Genomic DNA, 21,090 nt, shown 5'->3' on the forward strand with positions numbered 1-21,090 from the left:
TATCGGGCGGAATTCAAACGCCTTGTCCCGGTGTGTGGTTCAGGAATGAGTGGCTGCTTTTTCAGGGTGAAAGGGCTATCGTGCAGGACTTGCGCACTAGTAGCGTTGTCGCTAAGAACTTCAAAAAGGGAGGCCGGAGAATGTGCCGGTGTGCAGTGCGTTGCGGAGTTGGGTTTCGAGTGTCGCTCATTCCGCCACCGCCGGAGTGAGTGGCGCCCACGTGCTTGCTGTCACCGTGCGGGATACGGCAATGGGTTTGAGCGGTCCAATCCCAGTGGATGTGTCCCACATTGAGGCGACATGTTCCGCCTCATTTTGGCTTTGCAACGGCGCTACCGTGCGGATGCCATCGAGGGTGTTTCTTTCAACGCCCCATTCGGTCCAGGTCTCCATCACGCACCGCCCGGAGTGAACAGGACACGGATGCCCGCCTTGTAGATGCGGAGGATTGCGTGGGATGGAGTTGTTTCCTCTCCGTCGAATCGGTCTCCCGGATCAAGCGCAAGCCAGTGATCGGGGCCTATCTTCTCGTACACCTCACCCGACCGCTGACCTTCGCGTTCTAGCGCTCGGATCAAGCTGCATTTAGCCTGAATCCACCGATGAGCTTGTGAAAGTTGATCCGAATCGACGACACGAGCAAGAACTGTTTCCAGGCAGGGCGTGACCGCTGGTCTACCCAGCTTTTCCACGATTGACGAGTGTCGGGCCGCTGTCGGCGATTCGGTCAGATTTCAAGTGATGGGTGGCGGGCTGTACCCGATAGTGTTGGCCCACAGTCGAAGCCACACAGCGGTCCACGGCCAGTGAGTGGGCAGTCGCAGGATCGGTTTTCGTTGCGGTCGAGTCAATCGAGCGGGGATGTTGACGATCTTGCGTCGGAGCGTGGCCCCGCGGGAATGTGAATGCCGGTCGCCGGCAAGAACGCCGGTTGCCCGAAGCAGATTGTGGGCGATCGCCGCGCACAACACCCAGGCGGAGTTTGCCCCGAACTTCCCCGATGGCATGTGTGCAAGTGGCCCGTCGATGAGATCAGCGAACACGGTTTCGATAATCGCGTGCCGGCGGTGTGTGACATCTGCGTCGGCGGTGAGCCGGGTGGTGTTGGTGAAAAAGGGGTGATACCGCCAGACGGGAAACAACGTATCCGGGAATCGTGCGTCTTTGACGCGGCGCACAATCAGCCGGGCGGCGACCGGGGTCTTGGTGGAAGTGAAAGCGGTGTAAGTGGTTTCGGCGACTTCGGCATCGGAAATCCAGTCACCGGTCTCGGGGTCTCGTACCGCGCCGGGATACTTCACGGGTGTCCAGGCGTCTTCGGCAATCGAATCGATTGCCCGCGCGACGGCGGTGTTCTTGGCCATCACGACCGAGAATTCGACCTTTGAGCGCAAGCAAGCGGTCACGACGGAGCGGGTGCCGTAGGCAGAATCGCCACGAACGAGGATCGTGCCGACCGCACCCGCTTTTCGGGCGGTGACGATGGCTTGGGTGACCATCCGGCCTGCGCCTTTACCCGATGCGGCTTTGCCTGCTCGTAGCCGCATCCCGGTGATGACCGGTGCGGAATCGGCGGTGCTGAGTATCGTTGCGAGCGGTGAGAGTCCTTTGCGGAGGACCTGCTTTCCGGCGATTTTTGCATGTCCGTAGGAGGCGCCTTCTTTGGCGTGGCCGTAAACGGGGCGCAGCAGCGAATCGATGTCAATGAACGCGTGATCGACGAGTCCGGGGAGAATATCGGTGCGGGAGGCGAGTGAGATGAGGTGTTCACGCAGCACTGATTCGAGTTGGCGATTGTGCCCGAAAGTGAACTCACGCAGCAGTGTTCCGATAGTGGAGGGTGCGTAGACGTTGCCGAACAGCTCCTTCATGCCGCCGGAGCGAAGGACGTCGATGTCGTCGATGCTGTCCGCGCCCGCGCACATCCCGGCGATCAGTGTCACCAATTTTGGTGCCGGATTCGCTGCCCCGGATGCGATTTTCGTGGCGGTGATCGAGATCTTCTCGGCGAGGAGGTCCGTGAGCCTGGTCTGCTCGGCCAACGTCATCACCGGGACCAGTCCCGCGCACGAGACGATGTGGTTCTCGTTGAACACTGCGGAATCTTCGACGAACTTGTGGGACACTTTCACTGGAAGTGCCTTTCCTGAGCTGGTGGATTTGTTGCGTGAGAACTCAAATCATCCCAGTTCAGGGGGCACTTTCTTCAGTTAGACACTCCGGTCAATGGAAGTTCTATCGGTGGATTCAGGCTAAGGGCAATACCGTTCAGTTAGTGACGGACGATGGTGCATTCTGGTGATGATGTTGGTTGTGGATGATGTTGATGGCGTGCGCGTTTGGCTGCCCACTTGAAGATCTTGCGTTTGACGACGCGAGCGTTCGCACGTAGTCGGCGTGCGGGGTTGATCCGGCGCGCCAGTTTGTCGACGGCGTGATTCCACAATCGGGTGAACCCAGAATGGTCATGAGGGGGAAAAAGAGCTGTGCGACAGTGACCTTCGGGCGACCCGAAGTGCGGCAACGAACGAGACCCGGTCAGGGTCGTGCCCGCCGGCGGTGGCGGCATCGAGCATCAGGGTGCGAATCGCGTAGTGACAGCACAGGTGCCCCCCAGATTTCCTGCAACACCAGCGGCGGGGACTTCGACCGCAGAACCTTCCGTGGGCCGCGTTGATGAGTTTTCAGTTCGTCGAAGGTGTTCTCGATTTCCCATCGCTGCGCGTAGGCGAGAGCAAGGTCTTCGGCGGCGGCTTCCTCGGGGTCGAGGATCGTGGTCAGCAGCCGGTACTGTTCGGGGTTCTCCCGTCCGTCATCGAGGGTGTAGTCGATCACCCGGACCAGTAGCGGTGTTCGGTGTTGCCGATCCTTCCCCGACGTCGGGATGATCCGTGCCAGCCAGGACCCGTCGTCGAGAGTCTCCAGATGTCGGGGTGAGAGGGTAGATTTCACTCTCCACAACAGGTCCGCGCCGCTGGCGGCGGCGCGGGTCCACATGTCGAATCCGTAGAAACCTCGATCGGCGAGCAGCAGCATCCCCGGCTCGAGCCGGTCGATCAGATTGTTCGCCAACTCCCGTTCCGAGGTGCGGTACGACCCGATTTCGGCGTCGAAGACGGCGTGGGTGCCGCATTCGGCGACGGCGACCAGCTTCGCTTGCGGGAACGCGGACTGCTCACCCCGGCTCGACGGCGGCCGCCCGAAATGCTCGTCGTTCGCCGGCGTGTCCGGCAGGTCGAGGCAGGTGCCGTCGATAGCCACCAATCTGCGTCCCGCGAACCATGATCCTGGGGTGTCCGCCCCAGCGAGCGGTCGGGCGACCCGGCGGAACAACTCCCGGACCGGTTCGTGACCCAGGCGTGAACGGGCTTGGAAGATAGCCGATTTCGTCGGCGGAGTCCAGGTCTTCGACCATCCCGACGACCACGACAATCCGTCGGTGAGCTGCGCGAAGACCTCCTCGTAGGAGCCTTCCGCATTCAATGCCATCCCAATCGAAAAGTATGCCGTCACCCGCGCCGTCAATGTTCGACTGCGCTGCTCGGTGCGACCGCAGTCGGCGATTACCTCGTCGACCAGGTCGGCAGGAAACACCCTGGTCAACAAGCCGACCGACACCACATCCGACAGCCGGCGGTCCGAGGCCGGTTTCACCCATCCACTACGAGGCACACCTCACCATACCTCATGAGTCACTAACTGAACGGTATTGAGGCTAAGGGTGCCGGCGGGCCGGAGTCGGGCGAGGGGTCCTGAGTCAGCGGCCGTCGATGGTCTGCTGGAGCACGGCCGCATATTGGGCTTGAACTGCGGTAGTGGCATGTCCCCGTGGTTGGTTTCTCCTTGGGGCGTAACGGGTTTGACGCGTGTCCGCACCCCCGCCACTGCACTCGGCGGGGCGGCAGGAACTACAGCGGTTTGGCAGGTCGTTTTTGACTGGCTGGATGAGGTGAGCAGGTCGTCGGCACCATGCGGTCCCTCATGTGTTTCAACAGCCGGACGGGCATCGCCTTTCCGTCGATATCGTGCGGTGGCCGAAGTCGAAATTGCCTGGTATGTGGTGTGTTTCGAGTTGCAGGATGCACTGGTAGTTGGCTGGCCGCTTGTCCTTACAGTGCCCCGCGCCTCGGCTGATGCCACCCGAGGCGCGGTGCACTGAATTAAGCTGAAGCTGCCCTATTGAGCGATGTAGCCGCCGTCGACTACGACTTCGGACCCGGTCATGAACGAGGACTCATCCGAGGCAAGAAACAGTACCACCGTGGATACCTCCTCCGGCTGGGCCGCACGACCCAGGATGGTGGTGCCCAAGAGAGCCTTCTTCCCTTCGGGATCGGCCAGGATATCGTTTGTCATCGCCGTCGCAATCACTCCTGGGTGCACCGAGTTCACTCGAATCCCGAACTCTTGCAGGTCCACTGCAGCGGCTTTCGTCAGAGTCCGCACTGCACCCTTCGATGCCTCGTAGGCGGCTGCATTTGGGGCGCCGATGATCCCGTACATGGACGAGATGTTGACGATCGACGGCGCCTTCGACTCCTTCATCGCAGGGATGATCGTCTTGCAGCCCAGGTACGTGCCCTTGGCATTGACCGCGAAGATGCGGTCCCACACGTCTTCCTCCGTGTCCTGCAGTGACGTGAAAGCGAGGATGCCCGCATTGTTCACCAGGATGTCGACGCGGCCGTGGGACTGGACGGCATGGTCGACGACAACCTTCCAACCTGCCGAACTCGAGACGTCGTGCTGCACGAAAGACGCAGTACCGCCGTCCTTCTCGATCAGCTTGACGGTCTCCTTGCCGCCTTCGACGTCGATATCGGTGACGACAACGGCGGCACCCTCTTCCGCTAACAGCTGGGCGTGCGCGCGCCCCATACCTGTGGCGCCACCGGTCACGACGGCAATTTTGCCTTCAACACGCTTGGTCATTTCATTCCCTTCGGATTTCGCACCAACTTTTTGTTGGCGAATTCGTTCAAGCCGAACTTGGCGAGCTCGCGACCGAACCCCGATCCCTTGACACCGCCGAACGGTAGGTCCGGGGCCGTCTTGCTGGTGCCGTTGATCCAGACCATTCCGGTTTCGAGTTCCTCGGCCACTCGGCCGGCCTTGTCCGGATCCGAGGTGAACACACTGGATGAGAGGCCGAACGGGGAGTCGTTGGCCAGGTCGATCGCCTCATCTAGAGACCGGGTGCGGTAGAGGACCGCTACCGGGCCGAACAGCTCTTCGCGGAATGCACGCATCTCGCGTGTAACTCCAGCCAGCACGGTGGGCGGGTAGTAGGCGCCGACCCCTTCCGGTCGGTTGCCACCCAAGAGAGCCTCGGCCCCGCGGGAGAGTGCGTCCTGGACAAGCTCGTCGACTTCCTCGACTCCCGCGTGCGACGCGAGTGGCCCGAGCTTTGTCTCGGGGCTGGTCGGGTCGTCGGGTAGCCAGCCAGCCATCCCGTCGACGAACTTCGTTACGAATTCGTCGTACACGCTGTCGTCGACGAGAAACCGCTTCGACGCAGTGCACGCCTGTCCGCCGTTTCCGAGCCGACCGACGACGGCGGCGGCAGCAGCGATGTCTATGTCGGCATCTTCCAATACGATGAAGGGGTCCGAACCGCCCAGTTCAAGTACGCATTTCTTCAGGTGCCGGCCCGCTACCTCAGCGACGGCCGACCCTGCCTTCTCCGATCCGGTCAGTGACACACCTTGGACTCGCTGATCCGCTACAGCCGCAGCGACCTGGGCTGAGGAGACGAAGGCATTGCGATATACGTCGGTCGGCAGCCCGGCTTCGAGGAAGACTCGCTCGATGGCCAGGGCGGACTGCGGGCAGTTGCGCGCATGTTTGAGGATGATCGTGTTGCCCAGTGCGATGTTGGGAGCAGCGAAGCGTGCCACCTGGTAATAGGGGTAGTTCCACGGCATGACTCCGACGAGCGGTCCGATCGGCTCGGTCCGCACGACCGCCGTCCCGCTACCGGCGATGTCGAGGGTCTCATCCTGCATGAATTCTGCGGCGTGGTCTGCGTAATACTGATAGATCGAGGCAACCAGCTCCACCTCGCCTTGTGCTTGTGCGATCGGTTTGCCCATCTCCAAAGTGAGCAGCTTGGCCAGTTCGTGGGATTGTTCTCGATAGAGTTCGGCGACCCTGCCAAGCGCAAGGCTTCTTTGTTCGAGATCTGTTGCGCGCCAACTCCTGTAGGCGTTTGCGCTGCTGCCGATGAGGACGTCCAACTCGTCGTCCGATATTTCCGGATACCGCGCGAATTCCTGACCGTTGGCAGGGTCGATGGTGGTGTACACACCCATGGTCGTCTCCTGTTTTCGTATCGATCGGGAGTCAGGCGTCGACGGTGTCGGCCGTCTTCAGAGCAAAGCCCTGATAGCCCCCCTCGGTGACGTCTGCCAGGACGGCGCGGTAGTTGCCGAGCCCGCCAAGGTAGAACAGCACGCTGGGCTTCTTTCCTGGAACATTGGCCCCGAAGATCCATGAATCAACCTTGGTGAAGACGGTCATGTTCGCGATGTCCGTGCAGGTCGCGGTCCATGCGGATTCCGCCTCCGGTGTGGGTTCGATCGCCCGCACACCTGTCCGCTCGACGTAACCTATGGTGTCGCTGATCCACTCGACCTGAGTTTCGATGCTTGGAGGAAGGTTCGTGAACGGTCCGTTGGGGCCGAGCACCATGAACCAGTTGGGGAAGTTCGCGGTGGCAATCCCCAGGTAGCTGGTGGGTTGGCCGTCCCAATGGTCGTTGATGTTCAGGCCACCGCGACCGGAAATGGTCATGCGGCGGTAGTTCCCGTCGACGGCGTCGAAGCCGGTGGCGAAGACCAGGACGTCCAATTTGTGCAGGACGCCGTCCTCGGTCACCACGCCCTTGGCTGTGATCTCACGAATGGGGTTTTCCTTGATGGCGACCGCCTCGACGTTCGGGCGGTTGAAGACCTGGAAGTACCCGTCGTCGCACAACGGTCGTCTCGCGAATAGTCCGGTGGGCGTCAGTTTGCGGGCAGTCTCCGGGTCTTCGATCATGGCGGTGATCTTCGAGCGAATGAACGATGCTGCAGTTTCGTTGGCTTCTTCGTCGGTAGCGATGTCACCGAAGGTTCCGAACATGAATCGGAAACCGCCGCCCTGCTCCCATGCCTCTTCGTAGACCCTGAGGCGTTCTTCCGCGGACACGCTCATGGCCGGAACAGTAGATTCCTCGAAGCCGAATGCCACCGAGGATCTTTTGACCTGAGTCCAGATGTTCTCGTAGTCGGCTTTGACTGCGTCGATCTGCTCGTCGGTCACCGCGCGCTTGCCGACCGGCACCGAGTACTGGGGAGTTCGCACGAATACAGTGAGGTGTTCGACCGTTGGCGCCAGGGCCGTGATGACCTGTTGCCCAGTAGATCCGGTACCGATCACGCCGACGCGGCGGCCGGTGAGATCCTTGCCCTCGGGCCACGCTGCGGTGTGGATGGTCTCGCCTTCGAATGTCTCGAGACCGGGCAGATCCGGTCGATTGATGGCGGAGAGGAGCCCGACAGCATTGACGACGTAGGTAGCGCGGTAGATCTCGCCTGTGTCGGTGGTGACTTCCCACAGTTGTTCGTCTTCGAGATACACCGCAGATTCGACGGCAGTGCCGAAGTGGAAGTGCCGGCGTAGGTCGAACCGGGAAACGACATCCTCAAGGTATTCGAGAATCTCGGGTTGAGTGGTGTAGGTGTGCTTCCAGGTACCGTCCTGAAGCAGGTCACGGTCGAATGAGAACCGGTAGACGTGGCTTTCGGTGTCGGACAGTGCACCCGGGTAGCGGTTCCAGTACCACGTGCCGCCCGGGCCGTCTGCCTTGTCGAAGCCGACCGTCGTGAGGCCGAGCTCGTTGGCCAGTTTGTGGACGGCGTAGATCCCGCCGAATCCGGCGCCGATGACGATGGCATCGACAGTGGTCAGGGCCTTTTGTGTAGTCATGGTTTGAAGTCCTTGGTCGTTACGAGGAATGAAAGTTCAGGCGTGGTACCAGGCGGATAGCTGCGCAAATTCCTCGGCAACAAGCGGGGAACGGCCGGCCAGAAACGGGTAGACATGCTGCTGCCCTTCCCCGATCGAAAGGGTGACATCGACACCGGCAGCTTCGGCGCGTTCGGCCACTCGGGTGGCATTGTCGAGGAGTGATTCAACGCTGCCAGCCGTGAGATACAGCCGTGGGAAGCCTGCGAAGTCGGCGTGCAGCGGGTTCGCGAGTGGAGTGGTCGGGTCGACGGTGCCTCCGAGAACGCCGGAGATCATGCCTTCCAACAACTCTGGTGTGATCAGCGCATCGGTGTCGTTGTTGGTGACCAGAGTCTGGCCTTTGTTCTCCATGTCCAGCCAGGGGGAGAAGGCAATGACACTGCCAGGGCCACTTTTGCCTTGGTCGGCGAGGGCCAGAGCGATGGCGATAGCCAGGTTCCCGCCTGCCGAATCACCGATGGTGGTGATATCACGAGCGGTGATGCCGGAAGCCACGAGCGCGTCGAACGCTGCGACACCGTCCTCGATCTGCGCGGGATGTGTGTGTTCCGGGGCGCGCCGGTAGTCGAGCACGAGACTGGCCGATCCGAGCGCTTTAGCGACGTGGCCAGCAAGTTTGCGGTGGCTCGATGCGGAGCCGACGGCGAAACCTCCACCGTGGGTGTAGAGCAGAACTTTCGACCGATCTGCTCCTTCGGGCAAGCACCAGATGCCGGGGACGCCGCCGACAGTGTCTTCGCGGTAAGTCACCCCTTCGGGTTCTACGGTCGGTTGGTGCCACTCGTCGAAGATCGAACGTAGTAGACGGATCGTCAGATCCGGTGTGCTCGACATGATCTCAGACCAATCGGCATAGAGTTCTCGCAGTACGTCATCGGTGCTGTCATCATGTGTGGCGTTCGAATCGCTGGCAACGGCGGTGCTCATGGGTTCTCCTGGGCTCGTCACGGCGAAAAGGAAATCGGCCGCGGTCTGATATGTCGGGCGTGCCACACACTGGAAGTTTTGTGACGGGCAGCACTCCCTTCTAGAACCAACGTAGGAGCACAATGCACGACACCTGTGTTCCGTTATGAAACAGTCGGCAGTCAGGATGCGTGGTCATGATGAGGACACCGCCACATTCCTTCCACCCGAAGAGGTGCTTGTTCATGCGCGCATATGCAGTGTTTCCCGACGATACGACGATCCACGAAGTGGAGGTCCCCGTGCCGGCGCCTGAAGGGAGCAGCGTTCTTCTGCGGGTGCTGAGAGCCGGTGTGTGTCACACCGACACACACCTACGCGAGGGTGGCTATGACCTCGGCAGCAAAGGGATGATGAACATGAAAGACCGTGGCGTCGAATACCCCATGGTGCTCGGCCACGAAGTCGTCGGCATCGTAGAGCAGGTAGGCGAAGCCGTGGACACTGTACGCCCTGGTGATGTCCGCTTGATCTATCCGTGGATCGGATGCGGCGAATGCCGCCAGTGCCGATCAGGCCATGACAACAGTTGCGCCACAGGAAGAAACCTCGGTGTTGCCCGTCACGGCGGGTACGCCGAATACGTCCTCGTTCCCGACGCGAAATACCTCGTCGACATCGACGGACTGGATCCGAGTTGGGCTGCGACGCTTGCCTGTTCAGGATTGACGGCCCACAGTGCGGTCGACAGGATCCTTCCGCTCGAACCGGACGAGCCGGTCGTCGTTTTCGGTGCGGGCGGGCTAGGGCTGACAGCTATCGCGATCCTGCGTGCGCGAGGACATCGGGCGATCTGCGCGGTCGACCGCGCAGATCAGAACCTGTCCCTCGCTCGCGACATGGGCGCATCGGCCACCGTGCTCTCGGGTTCGGATACAACAGCGCGCGACGTTCGACGCGCTGTGGGAGGGCCGGCCGGGGCGGTCATCGACTTCGTCAACAATGGAGCCACCGCAACACTGGGGTTCGAGGTGTTGGCCAAGGCAGGAATCATGGTGCAGGTCGGACTCTTCGGCGGCGAATTCACCGTCCCCACGGCACTACTCGCTTTGCGCATGATTCGCCTCGAAGGCAGTTTCGTCGGAACGCTCGACCAACTGCGAGACCTCGTTCGGATCGCCCAAACGGGGCAGATCCCCACCATTCCGATAGCCGAGCGTGCCCTGTCGGCAGCGGAGGTCACCCGCGCATTGGATGAGCTCACGGCAGGTGGCGTTGCTGGACGCATCGTCCTTACTACTCCACACTAGAAAAGTGAGCGACCGCGCACACCGCGACGACGCCGTACGACGCGCGCGCGAGCAACTGATCACTCAGGGGCTCGTGCGGGCTTCGCTGCCTGCATCGCTTGTCGCGCACGAAATCGAGCAGAGTTGGCGCCGTTCGGTCTCGCTGAGCGTTGACCCGGCAGCAGGTCCTCACATAGTCGGCGAAATAGATCCCGACACAGCCATCCTGCGCGCTGCTGGTCGCATTCTCGACCAGTGGCAGACCAACCTGACCGATTCGCGGATGACCCTGTTTTTGGCCGACGAGGCAGGTCGCATAGTCTCACGCCGCATCGTCGACCCGCAGGACGAGCCCTCCCTGGACCGCGCCAACGCTGTCGAAGGTTTCGACTTCTCCGAGCAAGCCCTGGGCACCAACGGTTTGGGCACGCCGATCGAAGCACGCGGAGTAGTGTTCGTCCGCGGAACAGAACACTTCAACGACGCGCTTGCATCCCTGGCATGTGCCGGAACGCCTATCAAGCATCCGATCACGGGCAGAATCGTCGGATCGCTGTCCATCGCATCTCATGTCGATTCGGCCAGTCCCCTGATGGTGTCGATGGTCCGGCAAGCCGGGTACGAGATTTCCGAAGCCCTCGAACTCATGGCCGATTCGCGAGATCTCGAGCTGGCGCGCACATATCGCAACTTGCGCACCTCCAAGAATCCGGTACTGGTGATGAACTCAGGAACCGTGATGACCGACCTCCCGGCTCTCGCGCACTTCGACGCGGAAGCACACGCAGGGTTGTGGGACACCTTGCGCCGGTATCGGTGGGATGAGGACAGCATGCGTCTCGAGCTACCGACTCTCGGCACCGAGGCAACCGTCCGCCGATTAGGGCGAGCAGGGCAGGACGCGATCTTCGCGCTCGAATTCACTGATCCGAGCGATGCAGAGTCTGCGTCCGAGGATGCAGTGATGGGTCTGGATTGGCGACGACGCGACGATGCACCCTCGGCGTCGCCTGATCCGTTACCCGACCGCGACCACGGATCAACGGGCAATTTCACGGCGACGTCCACTCATGCCCGCGGATCGTCAACGCCGTCCCTGAGCCGCTACGAAGAAGCGGAGCGTGATGCAATCAACCGGGCATTGTCGGAAACGAATGGGAACAAGTCGTTGGCGGCGGGACTGTTAGGGATCGGCCGTACCACCCTGTACAGGAAGATGCGGGCGTTGAAGATTCGTAGCTGACCCCTCGGAACGTCATTGTTCGGTATCGACGATCCGCAGAATGCGCGATTTCCGCGCGACGATACCTCTATCAGCGAGGAACCTGGCGGCAAGAGCTCTGGAACAGTGGCCAGCTGACCGTGTCCGGAAGCGATGGCGCTCGCCGCGCTCCTGAGACTGAAAACTCGGCATCTAGTCTCAGTGCTGCCGGAGACCGATGACGTATTGCAGGACCACTCGCAGCGCTGGGTTAGTACTGTCTCTCCGCCACGCTGCCCGCATGTCCACGTCTGCCGTCGAATCACATAGCGGCACGAAAACCACATGAGGGTCGGTGACGTTGTCCGCCACCGACGACAACGTCAGGTGACAGCCGACCTCGGCCGCCACCAGAGCCAGAGCGGTCTGGGTGTCCGGTGCGATCTGAACGACATCGGCGACGAACCCGCGGGCGACGGCGAGTCGGCGCAGCCGATCAGGAAGGACAGATCCTTCGTGGAACGGCAGTGAGATGAACTGCTCGTTCGCGAGTCGGTCGATATCGACCCGAGTCGCACCGGCCAACGTGTGTGTGTCGGCCACTGCCACGACCAGATGGTCGACTAGTACCACCTCGGACTCCACGCTCGCAGGAATGACATCCCACCTACCCAACGCTATGTCGGTGTCCCCGCTGAGCAGCCTCTTCATGGCTGGCTGAGCGAAGTTCTGGCTGGAAAGTTCCAACTCGATACCTGGATGCTCAGAGCGCACGATGCGGGCAAGCCGCGCGACCATGCGATGCGTCGAGACGCCGGCGAACGCGATTCGCACCAAACCACTCTCGCCGCCGGCGGCCGACTTGACTGCGTCTTCCGCGCTACGCAAACCTTCGAGGACTGCGCGTGCAGGTTCGATCAATGCCTGACCGCTGGCCGTCAATTTCACGGAACGGGTATTTCGATCGAACAGTCTTGCACCCAGATGCTTTTCGAGTTGTTTGATGGTGCGACTGAGGGGCGGCTGCGCCACATGCAGTCGGGCCGCGGCGCGACCGAAGTGAAGCTCCTCGGCGACGGCGAGGAACGCGCGAAGTTGTTCGACATCCATCCAGGGACTCCTTTATTGCATCTACGGTAATACACAAGTATCAATTAAGTATTGGACTGACAGTAATGGTGGGGTTGATAGTTCTCGTATGGAAACGCTGAACCCCGAAGTACCCGACGATGTCTTCTCCGACGTGCTGAAGCAGATTTCACACTTCGTGCGGTCGTGGGTGGTTCCGCGGGAACTCGAGATCATGAACACCGACGCAATACCTGCCGATATACGGACACAGTCTGCAGAGATGGGCTTGTTCGGTTTTTCGATACCCCAGAAGTGGGGCGGCTTGGGCCTCAACCTCATTCAGGATGTCGAGCTTGCCATGGAACTCGGCTACACCTCGCTGGCACTCCGCTCGATGTTCGGAACCAACAACGGTATCGCCGGGCAGGTCCTCGTCGGGTTCGGAACCGAGGATCAGAAAGCGCAGTGGCTACCGGGCATGGCCGCCGGTGACATCGTCGCCTCGTTTGCGCTGACCGAGGACGGGGCAGGATCGAACCCCGCAGGGCTCAGGACGACCGCCAAGGCAGACGGCTCGGGCTGGATGATCAACGGCAACAAGCGATACATCACCAATGCGCCCATCGCCGACATGTTTGTCGTCTTCGCCAAGCTGGATCCGAAGCCGGAGAGCGGAAACGGTATCGCAGTCTTCCTTGTCCCGGCAGATACTGCCGGGATCGAGATCGGGGTCAAGGACGCCAAGATGGGCCAGCAAGGGTCGGGCACTGCGGACGTGACGTTCACCGACGTGAAGGTCGACGCCGAGTCACTGGTCGGCGGAAAGGGAGACATCGGATACAAGGCGGCGATGACCTCGCTGGCACGCGGACGTGTGCACATCGCGGCACTCGCTGTCGGCCAGGCGCAACGTGCGCTCGACGAGTCCGTCGCGCACGCAGCAGCATCGACTCAGGGTGGCGAACCAATCGGAAACTTCCAGCTAGTTCAGGCGATGATCGCCGACCAACGGATTGGGGTCATGGCGGGCCGGGCCATGGTCCGTGAGGCAGCGAGGGCCTGGGTCGAGGACACCGATCGGTGGATAGCTCCATCGGCCGTGAAACTGTTCTGCACCGAAATGGTCGGCAAGGTCGCTGATCTGGCTGTCCAAATCCATGGCGGGGCAGGGTATATGCGGGAGGTTCCGGTCGAGCGGATCTATCGTGACGTTCGGCTACTTCGCTTGTACGAGGGCACGAGCGAAATTCAGCGCCTGATCGTCGGAGGCGGATTGATTCGCGCGCAGCAGAAGCGCAGCAAGTGAACGCACCACTCGAGGGGTTCACCGTCGTGGCGATCGAACAGGCCGTCGCAGCACCCCTTGCAACCAGAAACCTCGCCGATCTTGGTGCCCGAGTGATCAAGATCGAACGGACCGACGGAGGTGATCTGGCACGTGGCTACGACCATGCAGTGCATGGAACGGGTGCGCACTTCGTGTGGCTCAACCGAGGCAAGGAATCCCTCGCCATTGATCTCAAATCAAACCGAGGTCGCAGTATCGTCCACCGGCTGATCGAGAACGCGGACGTTTTCGTACAAAATCTTGCCCCTGGTGCTTCAGAGCGACTCGGATTCGGCGCGAACGAATTACGCGCGACGAAGCCGAGTCTGGTCGTCGTCAACATGTCTGGATTCGGTAAGGGTGGGCCGATGCAGGATCGCAAGTCCTACGACATGCTGATCCAGGCCGAAGCGGGCTTGATTTCCATTACCGGAACACCGGACGAACCCGCCAAGACGGGAGTACCTACGGCCGACATCGCTACTGGCATGTATTGCGCTCAAGCAGTGCTTGCGGCATTGCTCAGGCGTGGGCGCACGGGTGCTGGTGCGACGATCGACATCTCGATGCTCGACTCGACGGTGGAGTGGTTGGGGCACGCGATGTACACACAGATGTACACCGGCGCGCAGCCTCCGCGGATGGGTGTCAGTCACAGCTCCATCGCCCCGTACGATGCATATCCGACCCAGGACGGACAGATACTGATCGGCGTCCAGAACGATCGCGGTTGGCAGACCCTCGTCACTGACGTACTAGGAATTCCGGAGATGGCCGAAGACCTGCGCTTCGCCACTAATGTTTTACGCGTCCAGAACCGCGCTGAATGCGATGCCGTCGTCGCCGCACGCACATCGTTGTTCACGACAACAGATCTCGACACGAAGTTGGCTGCCGCCGGCATCCCTGCGGCCCAGGTGAAACAGATGAGGCAAGTCATCGAGCATCCGCAGATCGTCGAACGCGACCGTTGGCGGACCGTCGGCACCGAACACTCGACCGCACGGGCTTTGCTGCCACCGGCGACGTTCGCTGACTTCGAGGCACGCATGGGCGACGTTCCCGCACTGGGGCAGCACACACGCTCGTTGTTGATCGAATCCGGGCAGGATCCGGACACGGTGGACACCATGCTGCGTGAAGGCGTCGCCGTGCAGGACCCTGCTTTCGACACCGACCTCGTTCGGTGATACGACTATCCCAATCACACTTCAGAACAGGACAATTCATGATTTCAGGGCGTACAGCGGTCATCACCGGCGGTGCCCAGGGCATCGGTCTCGCGATCGCGACACTGTTCGCCGAAAACGGGGCGAACATCGTGATCGGCGATCTCGACGAAACGAAAGCGAAAGAAGCCGCCGCCGCTCTACCTACGGACGCCGTCGGGGTGCGTTGCAACGTGACCTCCGCCGAAGACGTGCAAGCCTTGGTGGACAGTGCCGCTTCTTCGTTCGGGTCGATTGACATCATGGTCAACAATGCGGGGATCACCCGTGATGCAACCATGCGGAAGATGACCGAGGATCAGTTCGATCAGGTCATCGACGTGCACCTGAAAGGGTGTTGGAACGGCACGCGGATCGCGGCCGGCGTCATGCGCGAAAACGGCGGGGGATCGATCATCAATCTGTCCTCGATTTCAGCGAAGGTGGGCTTTATCGGCCAGAGCAACTACTCGGCCGCGAAAGCCGGAATCGTCGGCCTGTCCAAGGCAGCAGCGAAAGAAGTTGCGCACCTCGGTGTCCGAGTGAATGTGATTCAGCCGGGTTTGATCAAGACGGCGATGACCGAAGCGATGCCGCAGAAGGCATGGGATCAAAAGATGTCGGAAATCCCGATGCAGCGTGCCGGTGACCCCCGTGAGGTGGCGTCGGTCGCCCTGTTCTATGCCTCTGACCTGTCCTCGTACATGACCGGAACGGTCTCCGAGGTCACCGGCGGACGCTACATGTAGCGACCGCCGCCGGTCTCAATTGCTCGATCCACGCATCCAAGAAGGAAATTCATGCCAAACGCCGTCATCTGCGAACCGCTGCGCACACCAGTCGGACGCTTCGGGGGAGTATTCCGCGACGTCGCACCGCAGGAACTCGCTGCCATCGTGATCAAGGAACTGTGCGCCCGCACCGGACTGGACGGGACCGTGATCGACGACGTCATTCTCGGACAAGCGTCACCGAACGGAGAGTCACCGGCCATCGGACGCGTCGCAGCACTCGACACCGGCCTCGGGATCGAGGTACCCGGTCAGCAGGTCGACCGACGATGCGGCTCCGGCCTACAGGCTGTTCTGCAAGCGTGCATGCAAGTGCAGTCGGGTGGCAGCGATCTGGTCCTCGCCGGGGGAGTCGAAAGCATGAGTCAGGCCGAGTTCTATGCCACCGGCATGCGGTGGGGCGTTAAGGCCGAATCGGTAGTGTTGAGCGATCGATTGGCACGGGCCCGTGTCACCGCAGGCGGGACGAACTTCCCGGTGCTCGGCGGGATGATCGAAACCGCCGAGCACCTACGTGCAGAGTTCTCCATCAGCCGTGCAGATCAGGACGCACTCGCGGTGCAATCGCACCAGCGTGCGGTTACAGCACAGAAGAACGGCGTGTTCGCCGAAGAGATCGCGGTAGTGCCGATTCCGCAGCGGCGCGGCGAGCCACTTCTGGTCGACACCGACGAGCACCCGCGTGCCGACACCTCTGTCGAGGGTCTGGCCAAGCTCCGTCCGATAAGGTCGAAGATCGATCCGGACTCGACTGTCACCGCGGGCAACGCAAGTGGACAGAACGACGGAGCCGCCCTTGCCATCGTGACCACTCCGGGTCGGGCAGCCGAACTCGGTCTCCGGCCCCTGGCACGGTTGGTGAGTTGGGGACTGGCCGGTGTGCCTCCCCGGACCATGGGCATCGGACCCGTGCCGGCATCCGAGAAAGCGCTTAGTCGTGCGGGCTTGACGTTGGCCGACATGGATGTGATCGAGTTGAACGAAGCGTTCGCAGCGCAGACGCTGGCGGTGCTGCGTACCTGGGGAGTTGAACCCGACGATCAGCGACTGAACCCGCATGGTTCGGGTATTTCGCTGGGACACCCGGTGGGGGCAACGGGCGGCCGGATACTCGCGACGTTGCTTCGTGAGATGCGGCGGCGAGATGTGAGGTACGGCTTGGAGACTATGTGTATCGGCGGTGGACAGGGACTTGCTGCGGTGTTTGAAAACATCCACTGACACTGATAGAGGAACTCGATAAGCATGCGAACATTTAGGACACCCGAGGAACTACACGCCGCCGTCCGTGACGATCTGGGTACGAGCGACTGGAAGGCCATCACCCAGAACATGGTCGACCAATTCGCAGAAGCTACAGGCGACCACCAGTGGATTCACATCGATGTCGAACGCGCCACCGCGGAAAGTCCTTTCGGCGGTCCGATAGCGCACGGATACCTGAGTTTGGCCCTGTTGCCTACACTTGCAGCACAGATTTACACGATCGAAGGTGCCAAGCTGATCGTCAACTATGGATCGAACAAAGTAAGATTCGTCAACCCTGTACTAGTCGGTGCGCAGGTTCGTCTACGTTCAACATTGGCTTCTGTCGAGGAAGTACACGGCGGGGCACTTCAGATCCAGCTGGAGCATACCCTCGAAATCGAAGGTGCCAAGCGGCCAGCGCTGATCGCCGCAACGATTTCACGCATCGTGTTTCAATAGTGTTGACGACGGTTGAAAAGTGGTTCTGGCCCACTTTCCGTGATCGATTTTGAAAGTTTCAGCCGCTGAGGAGTATTCGTTTGCGAAGCAAGTCGAATCCAGCGCGCCCATACATTTGTCGTTTGAGCATCTTGATAGTTACGTGGAATCTGAATTGTCAAGGACATTCTCGTCTGCTCTGGTTGACGGAAACGATCGGAAGCAGGGTCGCGGTCGCCGGAACCTCGATTTCGCGTGGCGTCGTGCCGGTCGGCGTCGGGACGTCGAGCAGCCGGTCGAGGAGGTTGTCGAGGCCGCGCTGGCCGTCCTCGATGGCTGCGCGTTCGTCGTCGTTGAGTGGGATCGCGATGAGCATGCGTTGGAGGTTGTCCTTGGCTTCGAGCAGTTGCGCTTTGCTGGATGCCTTGGGGGCGTAGAAGTCACAGCGAGCGCACGCCATCCTGTGTGGGCATTGCTCGAAGAAGGTGTAGGTGCAATACCCGTGCCCGAGATCGTAGTACTGCCATGGTGTTTCATCTCCGACCGCGTTGGAGGTGACGGCGTCGCGGTCGATGAGGACCTCGATGGTGCGGACGTTGCGGGCGAAGTACCCGGCGTCGGTGTAGGCCCGAGTAAGCGTGCTGGGGCTGATTCTGGCGTAGTACTGGGTGGATTGGGGTGAGCGGTGGCCGAGCCAGGCTTGCAGCTCGAACAGAGTCATCGGTTCCTTGGCGTTGTAGAGCTGGCTAGCGATCGTGGACCGGGCTCGGTGGCTGGTGATGCTGCCTCGGACGTCGACGGCCGGGACACCTGCCTTGTGGCAGAGCATCGGGATGACCGTGTTATTGATGTAGGATAAGGAGACTCGGCGAGCGCGGAAGGCGAACAACAGGTCGACTCGCTCGCCTGTGCGGCGGTCGAGAAACTGCGGTTGGGTGGGGCGCATCGCCTGCCAGATGTCGAGGGCTTGGCCGAGAATCGGGTCGACCGGCTTGGTGAACGCGGTGCCGGTCTTGTGCGGCGGAACATCGAGCAGGCAGACCGCATCACGCACCAGGACTTGATCGGAGTCACCGGCGAGGGATTTGTCGTCGTGCTGCCAGCGAATGCAGCCGATCCGCAGGCGGGCGATCTCGTCACTGCGCTGTCCAGAGAACAACCAGGACAACGTGATTGCGCGGACCAGTTCGAGTGGATAGAAGTGGCCGGACCGCGTCTCAGGGAGATCGACCTGCGACAGATTCAGCCCTGCCCAAAGCAGTTTGGCCCAGATCTCGTCGGCGATCACGCGAGGGTTCGGGCCGAGCAGCGCGGTGATGCTGCGCGGAGTGGCCAGCGCCCGCCCAGGGTCGAAACGCCTTGGCAGCCATTCCCATTCCTGACAGTCGGCGAAGAACCTTCGGATCGCCGATAGGTGACCATCTTTGGTCGAGGCCTGCAGAGGCTTACCCACGCGCCCTTCGAGTCCGGTGGTGCGGTGCACGTAGTCCCCGACGTTCATCCGGTCGACCGCGGCGACCCAGGCCGCACACGTCTGCCGCGTCCAGGCAGCCGGATCGGCGGCATCGGGATGCTCGGCGGCGATCCAGCGGCCCACCTTGAGCAGACGTAACCGAACATTTCCGCGTGCTCGTGGCGTCAATGTCGAAGTCGCGTACCAGCGTTCGACCCACTGCTGCCAGGCCTGCGCACCACCAATCGCCCGAGCAGTGCCACGACCGGTGGTCGCGGGCGGCGGGTCACAGAACCCCAGAGCATTCACCGCCCGTTGCACGGCATGCACAGTGTTCAGCCGGGCCCCGCCGAGCAATTCGTCATGGCGGACACGATCGAACAGTTCGGTGCCGAGATCTTCCACGTGTGGGCTGCGGTTGAGCAGGAACAGCTGGCAGGTCACCATCGGCAGAAGTGTGTCGTCGCCGTGCCCGAGCCGATAGCCCCACTCGGCGAGCACTTTACGAACCCTGTCGATCTCACCGCTGACCCGGTCGCGACCAAAGATTCGCCACGACAGAGTGAGTCGTTGGAAGCTGCCGAGCTGGTGGAACTCGGTGAAGGAACCGAGCAGGTAGGCGTGCGCGGCGAGGTAGGGGCGGACCTCGTCGCCGGCCCAACTGGGCGCGTTCCGGCGGAACTCTGCCTGATCGCGGCCGAGTAGATGTATCCATTCTTCGGTGCTCCAACCCCAAAAGGTCTGCCCCACTTCGGCGCAACGCGTCAGCAGCACTGCGATTGCATCGGCCATAGCACGCCGCCGATGCGCAGTGGGCGGCGAATCCAGCCCTGCGTTGACCGCCTCCACCGGTCGCAGCAGTCGTCCGATCACACGCCAGCCCGGCGCGGTCGGATCGTGATACTGCAACCGTCGCAGATTGCGGATTCCGAGTTCACCGATGGCCCGCGACTCTTCCGCGCGGACCGCAATAGTGGTGTCGAACTTATGTCCGATAATCGATGAGCACCAACGAGATTCAGGATCCGTATCCACGTCGACCTTCAATATCGCGGTCACCGTTGTGTTCCTGCCGCCGCGAGCATCGCGATGCGTTGGGCGTGGATATGGTCCATGCTGCGGCCGTACTTGTCGGCAAGATCCCGGCCGGACAGGTGGATATATCGCAACGTCGAGTCAGTATGGCGATGCCCGGCGAATGTCGCGATCGTATGCAGCTCCCAACCCATCCGGGCCAGATCCGTCAGACACAGATGCCGAGTTGTGTGGGTGGAAAACCGCGGAACATCGGCGGCCAACGCAATCCTGCGCACCACCTTCGACCACGTCCACAAGCTCAATGGTTGCGCGTGATTACGGCGGGACTCAGACAGGAACAGCGGTCCACGTGCCCTGCTCAGACTCGCCCGGTGCACGAGATAGCCCGACAGCAGCACACCGGTCGCAGCCGAGTACGGCACAATCCGCTCGAGCCGGTTCTTCGTCGTCTCCGCCCGGATCCTCAGGGTGCGGTGGGCGGGGTCGAGATCGTCGGTGCGCAGCGAGCACAGCTCCTCACGGCGCAGCGCTGCGTCGTAGGCCAGGGCGAGCATCACCCTGTTTCGGACCGGTTCCGCGGCGGCGACTTCGAGGATGTCCGCCCACTGCTGTTCGGTGGGAATCCACGGCAGTTTCGTCAAGCGGGGCACGAGCCCACGCTGGTGGCCACTGCTGCGTCGGCCGGGCGTATATCGGCCCCGACCAACAGGATTGGACTCGCGCAGCCCTTCCTCCATGAGGTAGTCGTAGAACAGTCGGACCGACACCAGTCGTTGCTGGATCGTGGCATTCGCCAGCCCGGATCCGGAGTCGATGGACACGACGTTCGGGCCTCGGAGGCTGGGACGTTCGGTCAGCTCCCGCACATAAATACCGATATGGGCGCGGGTGGCGGTGAGCGGATCGACACCCTCCCGCTCGCACACCTGCAGATACTCGGCAAGCCCCCGCGCGTAGGCGTCGATCGTTCGGGGTGCCCGCCCGAGATCGGTCCATAGCCGAAGCCAGTCGGTCGCCTGCGCATGCCGGCCCAGTACCGGCCACTTGTTCTCCAGTGTCACCGTGCCGCTCATATCGTCTCCTCAGTTCCGTGGTCAACCCCGAGGAGAA

15 protein-coding genes and 1 pseudogene are annotated in these 21,090 nt (G+C 61.5%); 7 read left to right on the forward strand and 9 right to left on the reverse strand.

Features of this window, described 5'->3' with window-relative positions; translation table 11 throughout:
- Positions 1 to 734: 734 nt before the first annotated feature.
- The 6 genes and pseudogenes from BH682_RS34280 to BH682_RS34305 form a co-directional block, all read right to left on the reverse strand.
- Positions 735 to 2,132: an IS1380 family transposase gene (locus BH682_RS34280; protein WP_075835702.1), complete on the reverse strand. Its 1,398-nt coding sequence runs from the start codon at positions 2,130 to 2,132 to the stop codon at positions 735 to 737.
- 333 nt (positions 2,133 to 2,465) lie between these two features.
- A pseudogene (locus BH682_RS34285) lies at positions 2,466 to 3,672 on the reverse strand (IS4 family transposase).
- 504 nt (positions 3,673 to 4,176) lie between these two features.
- Entirely contained in the window at positions 4,177 to 4,932 is a 756-nt protein-coding gene (locus tag BH682_RS34290) for a glucose 1-dehydrogenase (protein WP_075836521.1), read from the reverse strand.
- Positions 4,929 to 6,311 carry an NAD-dependent succinate-semialdehyde dehydrogenase gene (locus BH682_RS34295; RefSeq protein ID WP_075836522.1) on the reverse strand — a complete coding sequence of 461 codons (1,383 nt, stop codon included), beginning with the start codon at positions 6,309 to 6,311 and terminating at the stop codon, positions 4,929 to 4,931. The genes BH682_RS34290 and BH682_RS34295 overlap by 4 nt, the downstream gene beginning before the upstream one ends.
- A gap of 31 nt (positions 6,312 to 6,342) precedes the next feature.
- Entirely contained in the window at positions 6,343 to 7,968 is a 1,626-nt protein-coding gene (locus tag BH682_RS34300) for a flavin-containing monooxygenase (RefSeq protein WP_075836523.1), read from the reverse strand.
- A gap of 36 nt (positions 7,969 to 8,004) precedes the next feature.
- A complete protein-coding gene (locus tag BH682_RS34305; RefSeq protein ID WP_075836524.1) occupies positions 8,005 to 8,937 on the reverse strand; it encodes an alpha/beta hydrolase in 933 nt (310 codons plus the stop codon).
- Positions 8,938 to 9,161: 224 nt separating this feature from the next.
- On the opposite strand from BH682_RS34305, the gene BH682_RS34310 reads away from it, so the two are divergent.
- Both BH682_RS34310 and BH682_RS34315 read left to right on the forward strand, forming a co-directional pair.
- On the forward strand, positions 9,162 to 10,226 hold the full coding sequence (locus BH682_RS34310) for an alcohol dehydrogenase (protein ID WP_075836525.1): 1,065 nt from the start codon (positions 9,162 to 9,164) through the stop codon (positions 10,224 to 10,226).
- Positions 10,227 to 10,230: 4 nt separating this feature from the next.
- Positions 10,231 to 11,448 carry a helix-turn-helix domain-containing protein gene (locus BH682_RS34315; RefSeq protein ID WP_075836526.1) on the forward strand — a complete coding sequence of 406 codons (1,218 nt, stop codon included), beginning with the start codon at positions 10,231 to 10,233 and terminating at the stop codon, positions 11,446 to 11,448.
- Positions 11,449 to 11,625: 177 nt separating this feature from the next.
- Here BH682_RS34315 and BH682_RS34320 read toward each other — a convergent pair whose 3' ends face one another.
- Positions 11,626 to 12,516: a LysR family transcriptional regulator gene (locus tag BH682_RS34320; protein ID WP_075836528.1), complete on the reverse strand. Its 891-nt coding sequence runs from the start codon at positions 12,514 to 12,516 to the stop codon at positions 11,626 to 11,628.
- Between the two features lie 88 nt (positions 12,517 to 12,604).
- On the opposite strand from BH682_RS34320, the gene BH682_RS34325 reads away from it, so the two are divergent.
- The 5 genes from BH682_RS34325 to BH682_RS34345 are packed head-to-tail and all read left to right on the forward strand — an operon-like array spanning position 12,605 to position 17,510.
- The gene (locus BH682_RS34325; protein ID WP_075836530.1) at positions 12,605 to 13,783 is read left to right on the forward strand and encodes an acyl-CoA dehydrogenase family protein; all 1,179 of its coding nucleotides are present in this window, start codon (positions 12,605 to 12,607) and stop codon (positions 13,781 to 13,783) included.
- Positions 13,780 to 14,994 (forward strand): CaiB/BaiF CoA transferase family protein, encoded by a 1,215-nt coding sequence (locus tag BH682_RS34330; protein WP_075836532.1) that lies wholly within the window; start codon positions 13,780 to 13,782, stop codon positions 14,992 to 14,994. The genes BH682_RS34325 and BH682_RS34330 overlap by 4 nt, the downstream gene beginning before the upstream one ends.
- A gap of 38 nt (positions 14,995 to 15,032) precedes the next feature.
- Positions 15,033 to 15,761: a 3-oxoacyl-ACP reductase FabG gene (gene fabG, locus BH682_RS34335; RefSeq protein WP_075836534.1), complete on the forward strand. Its 729-nt coding sequence runs from the start codon at positions 15,033 to 15,035 to the stop codon at positions 15,759 to 15,761.
- 51 nt (positions 15,762 to 15,812) lie between these two features.
- Positions 15,813 to 17,024, forward strand: a complete 1,212-nt coding sequence (locus tag BH682_RS34340; RefSeq protein WP_075836536.1) for an acetyl-CoA C-acetyltransferase — start codon at positions 15,813 to 15,815, stop codon at positions 17,022 to 17,024.
- A gap of 24 nt (positions 17,025 to 17,048) precedes the next feature.
- Positions 17,049 to 17,510, forward strand: coding sequence for a MaoC family dehydratase (locus tag BH682_RS34345; RefSeq protein WP_075836538.1), 462 nt, complete (start codon positions 17,049 to 17,051; stop codon positions 17,508 to 17,510).
- A 157-nt stretch (positions 17,511 to 17,667) separates the two neighbouring features.
- On the opposite strand, the gene BH682_RS34350 is transcribed toward BH682_RS34345, so the two are convergent.
- Both BH682_RS34350 and BH682_RS34355 read right to left on the reverse strand, forming a co-directional pair.
- Positions 17,668 to 20,001 carry a tyrosine-type recombinase/integrase gene (locus BH682_RS34350; RefSeq protein WP_223304707.1) on the reverse strand — a complete coding sequence of 778 codons (2,334 nt, stop codon included), beginning with the start codon at positions 19,999 to 20,001 and terminating at the stop codon, positions 17,668 to 17,670.
- Entirely contained in the window at positions 19,998 to 21,053 is a 1,056-nt protein-coding gene (locus BH682_RS34355; protein ID WP_075836540.1) for a tyrosine-type recombinase/integrase, read from the reverse strand. The genes BH682_RS34350 and BH682_RS34355 overlap by 4 nt, the downstream gene beginning before the upstream one ends.
- Positions 21,054 to 21,090: the final 37 nt, after the last annotated feature.

Origin of the sequence: Rhodococcus sp. YL-1, assembly GCF_001942025.1 — a bacterium.
Classification (GTDB): Bacteria; Actinomycetota; Actinomycetes; order Mycobacteriales; family Mycobacteriaceae; genus Rhodococcus_F; species Rhodococcus_F qingshengii.